Source organism: Pseudomonas sp. Irchel 3H7, assembly GCF_900187605.1.
Lineage (GTDB): Bacteria > Pseudomonadota > Gammaproteobacteria > Pseudomonadales > Pseudomonadaceae > Aquipseudomonas.
Map to the genome: position 1 here is coordinate 157,722 of NZ_FYEA01000013.1, position 13,258 is coordinate 170,979.

Genomic DNA, 13,258 nt, shown 5'->3' on the forward strand with positions numbered 1-13,258 from the left:
CTACTATAAAAACCATCCCATGTAGGAGCTGCCGAAGGCTGCGATCTGTTGATTCTGTTTTCACGAATAAAGATCAAACGATCGCAGCCTGCGGCAGCTCCTACAGTAAAGATAAAGCGGCGCAGTCCGGGAGTTGAAACATGCAGCGTTCCATTGCCACCGTTTCCTTGAGCGGCACCCTGCCGGAAAAACTCGAAGCCATTGCCGCCGCCGGGTTCGACGGGGTGGAGATTTTCGAAAACGACCTCCTGTACTACGACGGCAGTCCACGGGAAATTAAACAGATGTGCGCCGACCTCGGCATCGCCATCACTCTGTTTCAGCCGTTCCGCGATTTCGAAGGCTGCCGTCGTGATCGCCTCGCGCGCAATCTCGAGCGGGCCGAGCGCAAGTTCGACCTGATGCAGGAACTGGGCACCGATCTGGTGCTGGTCTGCAGTAACGCCTCGGCCGACAGCGTCGGCGATCAACAAATTCTAGTCGATGACCTGCGGCTGCTGGCTGAACACGCCGGTGCGCGTGGTTTGCGCATCGGTTACGAAGCACTGGCCTGGGGCCGTCACGTCAACACTTATCAACAGGTCTGGGACATCGTGCGCCAAGCCGATCACCCGAGCCTGGGCGTGTTGCTCGACAGTTTTCATACGTTGTCGCTGAAGGGCGATCCCCGCGCCATCGCCGACATTCCCGGTGACAAGATCTTCTTCGTACAGATGGCAGACGCGCCGATTCTGGCCATGGACGTGCTGGAGTGGAGCCGGCATTTCCGCTGCTTCCCGGGACAGGGCGAATTCGATCTGCCGGGCTTCCTCGCGCCGATCATCCAGAGCGGTTACACCGGGCCGCTGTCGCTGGAAATCTTCAACGACGGCTTCCGCGCCGCACCGCCACGGGCCAATGCCGCCGACGGTTTGCGTTCGCTGCTGTATCTGGAAGAGAAGACCCGTCAGCGTCTGGAGCAGGCAGCCCAACCTGTGGCCAACCGTGAAATCCTTTTCGAAACACCGAAGGCCAGCGAGTACAACGGCATCGAGTTTCTTGAGTTTGCCGTAGACGAGAGCCTCGGCGCCAAACTGTCGAACTGGTTGGAGCGCCTCGGTTTCGTCAAGGCCGGGCAGCATCGTTCCAAGAGTGTGAGCCTGCTGCGTCAGGGCGACATCAACCTGATCCTCAACTCCGAACCGTATTCGTTTGCTCACAGCTTTTTCGAGGCCCACGGCCCGTCGCTGTGCGCCACCGCCGTGCGGGTCAAGGACAGCGCCAGTGCGCTGGCCCGCGCCGTCGCTTACAAAGGTCAGCCTTATCGCGGACTGGTCGGCCCCAATGAACTGGAGCTGGCAGCGGTGCGCGCGCCGGACGGCAGCCTGATTTATCTGGTGGATGAACAGGCCGATGTCTACGGCACCGATTTCAATCTGTTGCCGGACGCCACGGCCCGTGGCGGTCTCAAGCGCATCGACCACATGGCCATGGCACTGCCGGCCGACAGCCTCGACAGTTGGGTGCTGTTCTATAAAAGCCTGCTGGATTTCGAAGCGGACGATGAAGTGGTGCTACCCGACCCCTATGGTCTGGTGAAAAGCCGTGCACTGCGCAGTCGCGACAGTTCGATCCGCTTGCCGCTGAACATTTCCGAGAACCGCAACACCGCCATTTCCCATGCGCTGTCGAGTTATCGCGGCTCCGGTGTGCACCACATCGCCTTCGATTGTGACGACATCTTCGCCGAAGTGAGTCGCGCCAAAGAGGCTGGCGTACCGTTGCTGGATATCCCGCTCAACTATTACGACGACCTTGCTGCGCGCTTCGATTTCGACGACGAATTTCTCAGCGAACTGGCGTATTACAACGTGTTGTACGACCGTGATGCGCAGGGCGGTGAGCTGTTCCACGTCTACACCGAACCGTTCGAAGGGCGCTTCTTCTTCGAGATCATCCAGCGCAAGAACGGCTATGCCGGGTATGGCGCGGCGAACGTCGCGGTGCGTCTGGCGGCGATGGCCAAATCACGCAGTGGCGCTGTGCGCCAGGCGAAGTTGTAGGAAATTCGTAAACGCGGGATTAAACACAGGTCCCGCAGCTTCCTTCACTGTGCTGCGCGGCCCATAATCGCCGCCTGTGCAGTGATGGCCGTGAGCCCGCAATGACGATGAATACAGAACTTTCCGCAGCTCCTGAAGTGTCCGCCGTAGAGCCGCGCAAGAGTCGCAAGAACAACCCGGAAAAGACCCGCGAGAATATCCTGCAGGAGGCGATCGTCGAGTTCGTCCAGCAGGGTTTGTCCGGCGCTCGCGTTGATGCGATTGCCGAGCGCATCCACACCTCAAAACGCATGATCTATTACTACTTCGGCAGTAAGGAGCAGTTGTACGTTGAGGTGCTGGAGAAGCTTTACGGTGATATCCGCAGCACTGAAAGCCGTCTGCACCTGGCCGAGCTGGCGCCGGTGGACGCGATTCGCCGACTGGTCGAATTCACCTTCGATCACCATGATCGCAACGTCGATTTCGTGCGCATCGTCAGCATCGAAAACATCCACAACGCTGAATACGTGAAGCGTTCCGATGCGATCAAGGCGATGAACAACACCATCCTCGATTCGCTCGGCGAGATTCTGCGTCGGGGCGCTGAAGAGGGTGTGTTCCGTGCCGGGCTGGATGCTCTGGATGTGCATTTGCTGATCAGTTCGTTCTGCTTCTATCGCGTATCGAACCGGCACACGTTTGGCGAGATTTTCCAGATCGATCTACCGGATGAAAGCATCAAGCAGCGGCATCGCGAGATGATTTGCGAGTCGGTGTTGCGCTACCTGCAAGCCTGACACAGCTCCCCTGTAGGAGTGAGCCTGCTCGCGATGGCGTACCGTCAGCTAACACATTAGTTGCCTGACACACCGCTTTCGCGAGCAGGCTCGCTCCCACAGGGGGAAAGCGTTCAGCCATTCATGCTTTGAAAATGCGCGAGCATCCGCTGCGCATCCGGCACCATGCCACTGAACAACTCAAACGCCTTCACCGCCTGAAACACCGCCATATTGCCGCCGTCCAGCGTCCGGCAACCGAGCGCGCGGGCATTGCGCAGCAGTTCGGTTTCCAGCGGGAAATACACAATCTCCGCCACCCACAATTCCTTGCGCAGCAGTTCGACCGGTACCGGCATGCCCGGCAGTTTGGCCATGCCCATGGGCGTGGTATTGACCAGACCGTCGGCCAGATTCAGCGTGCTCGGCAGATCCCGACCGGCCACCGCACGACCAAAACCGAAATGCTGATTGAGATTGTTCGCCAGGCTCTCGGCGCGCTCACTGTCGACGTCAAAAATGCTCAGTTGCTGTACGCCTTCGCTCAACAGCGCGTGGGCCACTGCCGCGCCAGCGCCACCAGCGCCCATCTGCACAACGCGCTCACGGGCAGCGTCCTTCAAACCTCGACGAAAACCTTCGGCAAAACCGAGGCAGTCGGTGTTGTGGCCAACACGCTTGCCGTCCTTCAGCACCACCGTGTTCACGGCGCCGATGCCCTTGGCTTCCGGCGACAGCTCATCGAGCAGCGGGATGATTGCCTGCTTGCACGGGAAGGTGATGTTCAGCCCGGTGTAATTCATCCGCTCGGCCGCCAGCAACAGGTCGGGCAGGGCGGTGCTATCCATTTTCAACTGATCGAGATCGATCAGTCGGTACAGATAACGTAGGCCTTGGGCATCGCCTTCGTGCTCATGCAGCGCCGGCGTGCGCGAGGCCTGAATGCCGGCGCCGATCAGTCCTGCGAGTATTACGTTAGAGCGAGACATGCGCGTTACCCCTTCAGCCGCTGGCTGAAATGTTCCAGTGCCAGTCGATAGCCGTGACTGCCAAAACCGGCCATTACCGCTGTGGCAATCGCCGAGACAAACGAGTGATGACGAAACGGTTCGCGGGCGTGGACGTTGGACAGGTGTACTTCGATCACCGGCAACTCACTGGCCACCAGCGCATCGCGAATCGCTACCGAGGTGTGCGTCCACGCCGCCGGATTGATCACGATCCCGGCGCAGCGACCACGGGCGGCGTGTATCCAGTCAAGCAGTTCGCCTTCGTGGTTGGTCTGGCGAAACTCCACGGCCAGGCCGAATTCTTCGCCAGCGCGACCGCACAACGCCGAGATGTCCGCCAGGGTTTCGTGACCATAAGTCGCCGGCTCGCGGGTGCCGAGCAGGTTCAGGTTCGGGCCGTTGAGCACCAGAACGATAGGGGGCATGAGGGGTAACTCCACTTATTGTTTTTAGCTTTGGCCGAGTTTCAGCCTGTGGAGATAAAATGTACTAGATGGTTACCATGGTCAATCGAAGTGCCTGAGCCCAGGATTTTTGTGTTCGGTAATCGCACCAAGGCTGTTTCCTTACTTAATGTTGTTCGAATCGTAACGACAGCTTTGCTTACGTTTTCCCTCGAAGATTTACCGACTCCTGGCCCATGCCGGCGCTAGCCTGAGAGAAGAGCGGAGCCGCTTGCGTTCTACGGCACCGATCGTCGGATTTGAAAGGATTATCGAATCCTGAAATTTATTAACCTAACGGATGGGTTAGCATGAACGTATGCCACTACAAGGGATTGTCGATACGCGTAATGTTGCGGAATGAGCATTGCCCACCGCACGCTCATGTAAATGCGGGCGCCTGGAGTGCGCGATTCCATTTCAGCTTTTGGCACAACGACATTGATCTGTGGGATGTCGTGCCGCTGTCTCGTCGACCGACGATGGCTGTATTGGAGGGTTTGTGTCGATCGTTGGGACATCCCGTTCATCTGCGTCGCGCACGAGGGATCTGGTGGTCAGGTTTGCAAACCGTCTGTCTCGGCAATCAAGTGTGGGACTGCGAATCAAACGAGGTACCGGTGATGAAACTGGTTACCGATACGACTTACAGGATCGCTGCGGCGCGCTACGAACCAGAAGAAGACAAGTTGCTTCTGACATTGGTTGGCAAACTGGAAGGAGTTGAAATCCATTTATGAAAGTCATTAAGGCAAAGCCGTCCGTACATCGACCACTGACGGAAGAAATGCTCGATGCAGCCATAAAGCTTGGTGAAATACGACAGGCCAGCAGTTTCCAAGCTGTTTCTGTGTGCTTTGAAAAATCATCTTTGGTCATCCGTTTTGAGGATGGCAGCGGTGTGTTGCTTCCGGTGAACCAGTATCCAGAGTTTGACGGGTTTGATGCAGGCGATTACGAGGGGCTGACAGTCGGATTCGCAGGCACTGCGCTTTGCCATGAGGGCAAAGACCTTGACGTTTCCATTGCCGGAATGATTTCAGCGAGCCCGTCACTCATGAAGATGGCTGCGTCGGTGGTTGCATCGCGTAACGGTCGTCAAAGCAGTGCCGCAAAGTCCGAAGCCGCGCGGGCGAATGGCAAAAAGGGCGGGCGTCCGCGTAAGGTCGATCCCGCTTAGTGAGCGCCCACAAAAAAGCCGTCAATCACGACGGCTTTTTCGCATCCGGCATCGGCCATCAACGGCGGGTCAGCAACACACCCGATTCCATGTGATGCGTCCACGGGAACTGGTCAAACAACGCGCACGTGGTAATGCGGTGCGTGTCGTGCAACTGGGCAATGTTCGCTGCCAGGGTTTCCGGGTTGCAGGAGATGTACAGGATGTTGTCGAAGCGCCGGGTCAGCTCGCAGGTGTCCGGATCCATGCCAGCGCGCGGCGGGTCGACGAAGACGCTGCCGAATTCGTAGCTCTTCAGGTCGATACCCTGCAGGCGGCGGAACGGGCGCACGTCGTTGAGCGCTTCGGTCAGCTCTTCGGCGGACAAACGGACCAGGGTGACGTTGTCCACAGCGTTTTCGCTGAGGTTGCTCAGTGCGGCGTTGACCGAGGTCTTGCTGATTTCGGTGGCCAGCACTTTGCGCACGCGCGTGGCGAGTGGCAGGGTGAAGTTGCCGTTGCCGCAGTACAACTCCAGCAAGTCATCGGTACGATCGCCCAGTGCTTCGTACGCCCAGTTGAGCATCTTCTGGTTCACCGTGCCGTTAGGCTGGGTGAACGCGCCTTCCGGCTGGCGATAGCTGAAGGTGCGACCGCCGACGTCGAGCTTCTCGACCACGTAATCGAGGCCAAGTACTTCGCGTTTGCCCTTCGAGCGACCAATGATGCTGACGCCCAGATCTGCCGACAACTGGGTCGCAGCGGCATGCCAGTGCGCGTCCAGCGGGCGGTGATAGCACAGGGTGATCATTGCATCGCCGGCCAGCGTGGTCAGGAACTCGACCTGAAACAACTTGTGGCTCAACGCTGAACTGGCCTGCCACGCCGCTTTCAGCTGCGGCATCAACTGGTTGATGCGCAGGCTGGCGATCGGGAATTCTTCAATGAGGATCGGCGTGCGTTTGTCGTCCTGAGCGAACATCGCGTAATGCCGCTCGCCACCCTCGCGCCACAGGCGGAATTCGGCGCGCAGACGGAAGTTCTGCAGCGGCGAATCGAACACCGTTGGCTCGGGGGCATCGAACGGCGCCAGCAGATCACGCAAGCGCGTGACCTTGGCTTCTAGTTGCTCGGCGTAAGCCTGGGAATCGAAAGTCATGCGTTGAACCAACCCAACTTGATCACAAACAGAATCGACAGAATCACCAGCGCCGGGTTCAGCTCACGAGCGCGGCCGGACAGCAGCTTGATCACGGTCCAGGCGATGAAACCAAACGCGATGCCGTTGGCGATCGAGTAAGTGAACGGCATGGCCAGCGCGGTCACGACAACCGGTGCGGCGACGGTGATGTCGTCCCAGTCTATTTCCGCCAGACCGGAAGTCATCAACACGGCGACGAACAGCAGCGCTGGCGCGGTGGCGAAGGCCGGAACGCTGGCCGCCAGTGGCGAGAAAAACAGCGCCAGCAGGAACAGAATCGCCACGACGATGGCCGTCAGACCAGTACGCCCGCCCGCACTCACGCCGGCAGCGGATTCGATGTAACTGGTGGTGGTCGACGTACCCAGCAACGAACCGGCCATGGCCGCAGTGCTGTCAGCGATCAGGGCGCGGCCCATTTTCGGCATGTGGCCGTCCTTGCCCATCAGGCCGGCGCGTTTGGCGACGCCGATCAGGGTGCCGGAGTTGTCGAACAGGTCGACGAACAGGAAGGCGAAGATCACGCTGACCAGACCGATGTCCAGTGCGCCTTTGATGTCCAGTTGCATGAAGGTCGGCGCCAGCGAAGGTGGCATCGAAGTCACGCCGTTGAACGGGGTGAAGCCCATCGCGATGGAAATGATGGTCACTGCCAGAATGCCGATCAGTACCGCACCGCGCACTTTCAGCGCTTCGAGCGCGACGATCAGAGCGAAGCCGAGGGTGGCGAGGATTGGGGCCGGGGCTTTCAGGTCACCGAGGCCGACCATGGTCGCCGGGTTGCTGACCACGATGCCAGCGTTGTGCAGGGCGATCAACGCCAGGAACAGGCCGATACCGGCGGCAATCGCCGAGCGCAGCGGCAGCGGAATGCTGTTGATGATCCATTCACGGATGCGGAAGATCGACAGCAGGAAAAAGCACACCGCCGAGATGAATACCGCGCCCAGCGCCACTTGCCAGGTGTGACCCATGTGCAAGACCACGGTGTAGGTTAAGAAGGCGTTCAGGCCCATGCCCGGAGCGAGGGCAATCGGGTAGTTGGCGATCAGGCCCATGATCGTCGAACCGATCGCAGCCGCCAGGCAGGTGGCGACAAACACCGCACCTTTGTCCATGCCGGTCTCGCCGAGAATGCTCGGGTTGACGAACAGGATGTAGGCCATGGCCAAGAAAGTCGTGATGCCCGCGAGAATCTCGGTGCGCACGTTGGTGTTGTGTGCCTTGAGTTGAAACAGCCTTTCCAGCATGTCTGCTCCCCGTGGCGCGCGTGGCGCCGTGAATGTATCGACCTCAACAGCAAAGCACAGACCGTCGCAAGCGCCTGGAAAATTGTGGTGGGCCGGAAAAAGCCGCGCATCATACCAGCAGCGTGAGGAATATGGCGGTTGTTGGTGTCGATCGTCGGCGAAGTTTTGCGTTGACGCCAACTGCGCCATACTGCGCGCTGATTTTTTCGGGGCGGGAAGCGCATGAGCAAGTGCTGGATGAAGGTTTTGGGTTTGATTGCCGTACTGATGGCCGGGATGTCGACAGCCTGGGCGGCATCGGCGCCACCGTTGACGCAAGTGAAAGTGATCAAGGTGCAATCGCCAGCCTGTGGTCTTGAAGACATCGCCGATGGCCAAGCGCAGACCCAGTGCAATCACAGCGGACCGAATATCAAGGTCTACGTGCTCGAAGTCGGCTACGGCAAGAGTCAGCCTCAGGTCGCACTGGACGGCTTTGAAGTGAACGGCACCCGTGCCCCGGTGTGTGCCTTTGATAACGGCAACCTGACCGAATGCACCCCCGGTAATAAAACCGTCGGTTCTCTTTATACCTTCGATCTGGCGGGCAAGCAGGAAGGCACCTTCACCTTCAGCAACACCTCGATCAATGCGCCGCGCAACACGATGTCGACTCAGCTTTACATCAAGTAACGGCTGCTGCAGCGCGATCCGGTTGAAGCTGACTACGCTTCAAGCATCACCCAGCGGATAACGCCCATGACCTTTAGAGCCCTGATTACCCTCGCCGAGGGCATCGATGATCTGCAAAGCGTGACCCTGATCGACGTGCTGCGCCGCGCCGGTATCGAAGTGGTGGCCGCCAGTATTGAAGGACGACGCATGCTGACCTGCGCGCGTGGCACACGCCTGACCGCCGACGGCATGCTGGTCGATGTGCTGGCGCAAACCTTTGACCTGATCGTCCTGCCCGGCGGTGTTGTCGGTTCACAACACCTGGCCGCGCACCAACCTCTGCAACAGTTGCTCAAGGATCAGGCCAGCGCCGGACGCCTGTTCGCCGCCATCGCCGAATCCCCGGCCGTCGCCCTGCAAACCTTCGGCGTGCTGCGCCAGCGGCGCATGACCTGCCTGCCCAGCGCCAGCCATCAACTCTCGGGCTGTACGTTTGTTGATCAACCGGTGGTGGTCGACGGCAACTGCATCACCGCACAAGGCTCCAGCGCTGCGCTGGAGTGTGCCTTGACGCTGGTCGAGCAACTCGGCGGCAAGGCCTTGCGGGGGAAAGTGGCGGGGGAGTTGTAGGTCTGGATCGCTTCAGACCTTCACCTCTTCCACCGGCACATGCATCCGATCGCGGTTAGCCAGCGTCGGAAACAATTTGATCCACGTCCCCGTCACCACCAGCGTGCCGATCCCGCCCATCACCACCGCCGGCACCGTGCCGAACCAGTGGGCGGTGACGCCGGATTCGAATTCGCCCAACTGGTTCGAGGCGCCGATGAACAGCCCGTTCACCGCGCTGACCCGGCCACGCATTTCGTCCGGGGTTTCCAGCTGCACGAAAGACGCGCGGATGACCATGCTGATCATGTCCGCCGCGCCGAGCACCACCAACACCGCCAGCGAAAACCAGAACGAGGTCGACAGGCCGAAGGCAATGGTCGCGACGCCAAACACCCCAACCGCGGTGAACATCACCCGGCCAACATTGCGTTCCACGGCAAATCGCGCGAGGAACAGCGACATGCCCAATGCGCCGACCGCCGGTGCCGAACGCAGCAACCCGAGGCCCCACGGCCCGGTCAGCAGAATGTCTTTGGCAAATACCGGCAGCAGCGCCGTGGCGCCGCCGAGCAACACCGCAAACAGATCCAGCGAAATCGCCCCGAGAATGTCCGGGCGGCTGCGAATGAAACGAATCCCCGCGAGCAACGAGTCCAGTGTGGCTTTGCCTTTATTCAGCGGCGTTTGCCGCGCGGGCAGGTTGAGCATCAGCGTGCAAGCGATCACATAGAGCAGCACTGTCGGGCCATAAACCCAGACACTGCCGAATGCATAGAGCAAACCGCCCAGCGCCGGGGCGACGATCGTTGCCGACTGCTGCGCTGACTGCGCCGCCGCCACTGCCCGAGGAAACAGCGCGCTGGGCACGATGCTCGGCAGCAGTGCCTGCGTGGTCGGCATCTCGAACGAACGCGCCGCGCCGAGCAGGAAGGCGAGGATGAAGATCATCTCGCGGGTGACGTGATCGGTGGCGCTGCCGATGGCCAGCGCCAGGGCGATCAACGCCTGCAACGACTGACAGATCGCCGCGACTTTGCGCCGGTCGTAGCGGTCGGCGACATGCCCGGTGTGCAGCATGAACAGCACGCGCGGGGCGAATTCAACCAGCCCGACCAGACCCAGATCGAGGACGTTACCGGTCAATTGGTAGAGGTTCCAGCCAATCGCCACGGTGAGCATCTGGAAACCGCTGGCGGTAAAAATCCGCGCGAACCAGAAAGCGAGAAACGGACGATGGTGACGTAACAGCAGGGGCTCTTGACTGGGCATCTGAAGGCAGGTCTGGCTCGAGGGGAACCGCGAGGTTATCACCAGTCTGTAACAGGAAGTTGCTATGACAAAAAATTTAGTTAGCCAGACATCGATTTCCACAAGCTCGCCGCAAGAAATCCATTGCAGAGCATTGCCACGCCGATGAGGCAACTTGTCACGCGGCAAACGACCACGCAGTTCATCGGCAAAAATGGGACTACTCTTTTAACGTTGCTTGATCCAGATCAAGACCTAGAAGGAATTGATCCGGTGGCCAGTTGGCCAGACTCCCTGCGTTGCGATGGTTGTTTAAAAAGAACGAATCAGAATTCGCCGCACTCCATATCCGTGGGGGCAGTGGGTGCAGGCCTCCGGGTCCGCAGCCGGTATTACCTGACAGAGGAAGCCATATGTTCGGTTTAGAGGCACTAGATCTCGCCCGAATTCAGTTCGCGTTCACCATTTCGTTCCACATCCTGTTCCCGGCCATCACCATCGGCCTGGCGAGTTACCTCGCGGTACTCGAAGGCCTGTGGCTGAAAACCCGCAACGACACCTACCGTGACCTCTACCATTTCTGGTCGAAGATTTTTGCCGTCAACTTCGGCATGGGCGTGGTCTCGGGGTTGGTCATGGCCTACCAGTTCGGCACCAACTGGAGCCGTTTCTCGGACTTCGCCGGCGCCGTCACCGGGCCGTTGCTGACTTATGAAGTACTCACAGCATTCTTCCTCGAGGCCGGTTTCCTCGGGGTGATGCTGTTTGGCTGGAACAAGGTCGGGCGCGGACTGCACTTCTTTTCCACCGTCATGGTGGCGATCGGTACGCTGATTTCGACGTTCTGGATTCTCGCTTCCAACAGCTGGATGCAGACCCCGCAGGGCTTCGAAATTGTTAACGGGCAAGTCATTCCCACCGATTGGCTGGCGATCATTTTCAACCCTTCGTTCCCGTATCGCCTGATGCACATGGCGACGGCGGCGTTCGTCGCGACGGCATTCTTTGTCGGCTCCTCGGCGGCCTGGCACTTGCTGCGCGGCAAGGACAACCCGGCGATCCGCACCATGCTGTCGATGGCAATGTGGATGGCGCTGATCGTCGCGCCGATCCAGGCCGTCATCGGCGACTTTCATGGTTTGAATACGCTCAAGCACCAACCGGCAAAAATCGCTGCGATCGAAGGTCACTGGGAAAACCACGGTGACGAGGCAACGCCGCTGATCCTGTTCGGCTGGCCGGACATGAAAGAAGAGAAGACCAAATACGCCGTGGAGATTCCGTACCTCGGCAGCTTGATACTCACCCACTCGCTGGACAAACAGGTGCCAGCGCTCAAGGAATTCCCGCCGGAAGACCGGCCCAATTCGACCATCGTGTTCTGGTCGTTCCGGATCATGGTCGGCCTCGGTTTCCTGATGATCTTCACCGGTCTGTGGAGTTTGTGGCTGCGTAAACGCGACACGCTCTACACCTCACGTCCGTTCCTGTATCTGGCGTTGTGGATGGGGCCGTCCGGTCTGATTGCGATTCTCGCTGGCTGGTTCACCACCGAAATCGGTCGTCAGCCGTGGGTGGTCTATGGGCTGATGCGCACGGCGGACGCGTCCTCCAACCATAGCTTCATGCAGATGAGCATCACCCTGATCATGTTTGTGGTGGTGTACTTCGCGCTGTTCGGCGCAGGTCTGGGCTACATGATGCGTCTGGTGCGCAAAGGGCCGAAGATCAGCGAGGGCACGGAAACGCCCGACGGTGGTCCAGGCAAGAAACGCACACCGGCCCGTCCGTTGTCCGCTGCCGACGACTCGGCCGATGCCGATCACGGCGACGACGACATTCGCGTGACCAAGGAGATTTGAATCATGGGTATTGATCTTCCGCTGATCTGGGCCGTGATCATCATCTTCGGCATCATGATGTACGTGGTCATGGACGGCTTCGACCTGGGGATCGGGATTCTCTTCCCGTTCATCCCCGGCAAAGTCGACCGTGACGTGATGATGAATACGGTCGCACCGGTCTGGGACGGCAACGAAACCTGGCTGGTATTGGGCGGCGCGGCGTTGTTCGGCGCGTTCCCGCTGGCCTATTCGGTGGTGTTGTCGGCGCTGTACCTGCCGCTGATTTTCATGCTGATTGGTCTGATCTTCCGCGGTGTAGCGTTCGAATTCCGCTTCAAGGCCAAGGATGACAAACGTCACCTGTGGGACAAGGCTTTTATCGGCGGCTCGGTGGCGGCGACTTTCTTCCAGGGTGTGGCGCTGGGCGCGTTCATCGACGGCTTGCCGGTGGTCAACCGGCAGTTCGCCGGCGGCTCACTCGACTGGCTGACGCCGTTCACAATGTTCTGCGGCGCCGCGCTGGTGGTGGCCTATGCCTTGCTTGGCTGCACCTGGCTGATCATGAAAACCGAAGGCAAGCTCCAGGAACAGATGCATGACCTGGCAAGGCCATTGGCTTTCGTACTGCTGGCCGTGATCGGTATTGTCAGTATCTGGACGCCGCTGGCTCATCCGGATATTGCCACCCGCTGGTTCAGCATGCCGAACCTGTTCTGGTTCATGCCGGTGCCGATTCTGGTGCTGGTGACGATGTACGGTCTGATCCGCGCCGTGGCACGCAACGCCAACTACATGCCGTTCCTGCTGACGCTGGTGCTGATCTTCCTCGGCTACAGCGGTTTGGGCATCAGCCTGTGGCCGAACATCGTGCCGCCGTCGATCTCGATCTGGGACGCCGCCGCACCGCCGCAAAGCCAGGGCTTCATGCTGGTGGGCACGCTGTTCATCATCCCGTTCATCCTCGGTTACACCTTCTGGAGCTACTACGTGTTCCGCGGCAAGGTTACCCATGAAGACGGTTATCACTAAACCTGTGG

At 59.4% G+C, this 13,258-nt stretch carries 13 protein-coding genes; 8 read left to right on the forward strand and 5 right to left on the reverse strand.

Annotated elements, in window-relative coordinates; translation table 11 throughout:
• Positions 1 to 140 precede the first annotated feature (140 nt).
• A complete protein-coding gene (gene quiC / locus CKW38_RS24065; protein WP_095114055.1) occupies positions 141 to 2,042 on the forward strand; it encodes a 3-dehydroshikimate dehydratase QuiC in 1,902 nt (633 codons plus the stop codon).
• Between the two features lie 101 nt (positions 2,043 to 2,143).
• Positions 2,144 to 2,821, forward strand: a complete 678-nt coding sequence (locus CKW38_RS24070; protein ID WP_007909725.1) for a TetR family transcriptional regulator — start codon at positions 2,144 to 2,146, stop codon at positions 2,819 to 2,821.
• Between the two features lie 113 nt (positions 2,822 to 2,934).
• Here CKW38_RS24070 and CKW38_RS24075 read toward each other — a convergent pair whose 3' ends face one another.
• Positions 2,935 to 3,789: a shikimate dehydrogenase gene (locus CKW38_RS24075; RefSeq protein ID WP_007909726.1), complete on the reverse strand. Its 855-nt coding sequence runs from the start codon at positions 3,787 to 3,789 to the stop codon at positions 2,935 to 2,937.
• Between the two features lie 5 nt (positions 3,790 to 3,794).
• A complete protein-coding gene (aroQ, locus tag CKW38_RS24080; RefSeq protein WP_007909727.1) occupies positions 3,795 to 4,235 on the reverse strand; it encodes a type II 3-dehydroquinate dehydratase in 441 nt (146 codons plus the stop codon).
• A 329-nt stretch (positions 4,236 to 4,564) separates the two neighbouring features.
• On the opposite strand from aroQ, the gene CKW38_RS24085 reads away from it, so the two are divergent.
• Both CKW38_RS24085 and CKW38_RS24090 read left to right on the forward strand, forming a co-directional pair.
• Positions 4,565 to 4,993, forward strand: a complete 429-nt coding sequence (locus CKW38_RS24085; RefSeq protein WP_095114056.1) for a DUF4160 domain-containing protein — start codon at positions 4,565 to 4,567, stop codon at positions 4,991 to 4,993.
• Positions 4,990 to 5,433 carry a DUF2442 domain-containing protein gene (locus CKW38_RS24090; protein WP_095114057.1) on the forward strand — a complete coding sequence of 148 codons (444 nt, stop codon included), beginning with the start codon at positions 4,990 to 4,992 and terminating at the stop codon, positions 5,431 to 5,433. The genes CKW38_RS24085 and CKW38_RS24090 overlap by 4 nt, the downstream gene beginning before the upstream one ends.
• Positions 5,434 to 5,491: 58 nt before the next feature.
• Here the strand turns inward: CKW38_RS24090 and trmA are convergent, their stop codons facing one another.
• Positions 5,492 to 6,571, reverse strand: coding sequence for a tRNA (uridine(54)-C5)-methyltransferase TrmA (gene trmA / locus CKW38_RS24095; protein ID WP_007909731.1), 1,080 nt, complete (start codon positions 6,569 to 6,571; stop codon positions 5,492 to 5,494).
• The gene (locus CKW38_RS24100; protein WP_095114058.1) at positions 6,568 to 7,863 is read right to left on the reverse strand and encodes an NCS2 family permease; all 1,296 of its coding nucleotides are present in this window, start codon (positions 7,861 to 7,863) and stop codon (positions 6,568 to 6,570) included. The genes trmA and CKW38_RS24100 overlap by 4 nt, the downstream gene beginning before the upstream one ends.
• A gap of 222 nt (positions 7,864 to 8,085) precedes the next feature.
• On the opposite strand from CKW38_RS24100, the gene CKW38_RS24105 reads away from it, so the two are divergent.
• Together CKW38_RS24105 and CKW38_RS24110 are read left to right on the forward strand one after the other, a co-directional pair.
• Positions 8,086 to 8,535: a DUF4879 domain-containing protein gene (locus tag CKW38_RS24105; protein ID WP_007909735.1), complete on the forward strand. Its 450-nt coding sequence runs from the start codon at positions 8,086 to 8,088 to the stop codon at positions 8,533 to 8,535.
• A gap of 66 nt (positions 8,536 to 8,601) precedes the next feature.
• A complete protein-coding gene (locus CKW38_RS24110; RefSeq protein WP_095114059.1) occupies positions 8,602 to 9,147 on the forward strand; it encodes a DJ-1 family glyoxalase III in 546 nt (181 codons plus the stop codon).
• A gap of 12 nt (positions 9,148 to 9,159) precedes the next feature.
• Here CKW38_RS24110 and CKW38_RS24115 read toward each other — a convergent pair whose 3' ends face one another.
• A complete protein-coding gene (locus CKW38_RS24115) occupies positions 9,160 to 10,398 on the reverse strand; it encodes an MFS transporter (protein ID WP_007909739.1) in 1,239 nt (412 codons plus the stop codon).
• A 392-nt stretch (positions 10,399 to 10,790) separates the two neighbouring features.
• On the opposite strand from CKW38_RS24115, the gene CKW38_RS24120 reads away from it, so the two are divergent.
• A complete protein-coding gene (locus CKW38_RS24120) occupies positions 10,791 to 12,239 on the forward strand; it encodes a cytochrome ubiquinol oxidase subunit I (RefSeq protein ID WP_007909747.1) in 1,449 nt (482 codons plus the stop codon).
• Positions 12,240 to 12,242: 3 nt separating this feature from the next.
• On the forward strand, positions 12,243 to 13,250 hold the full coding sequence (gene cydB / locus CKW38_RS24125; protein WP_007909749.1) for a cytochrome d ubiquinol oxidase subunit II: 1,008 nt from the start codon (positions 12,243 to 12,245) through the stop codon (positions 13,248 to 13,250).
• Positions 13,251 to 13,258: the final 8 nt, after the last annotated feature.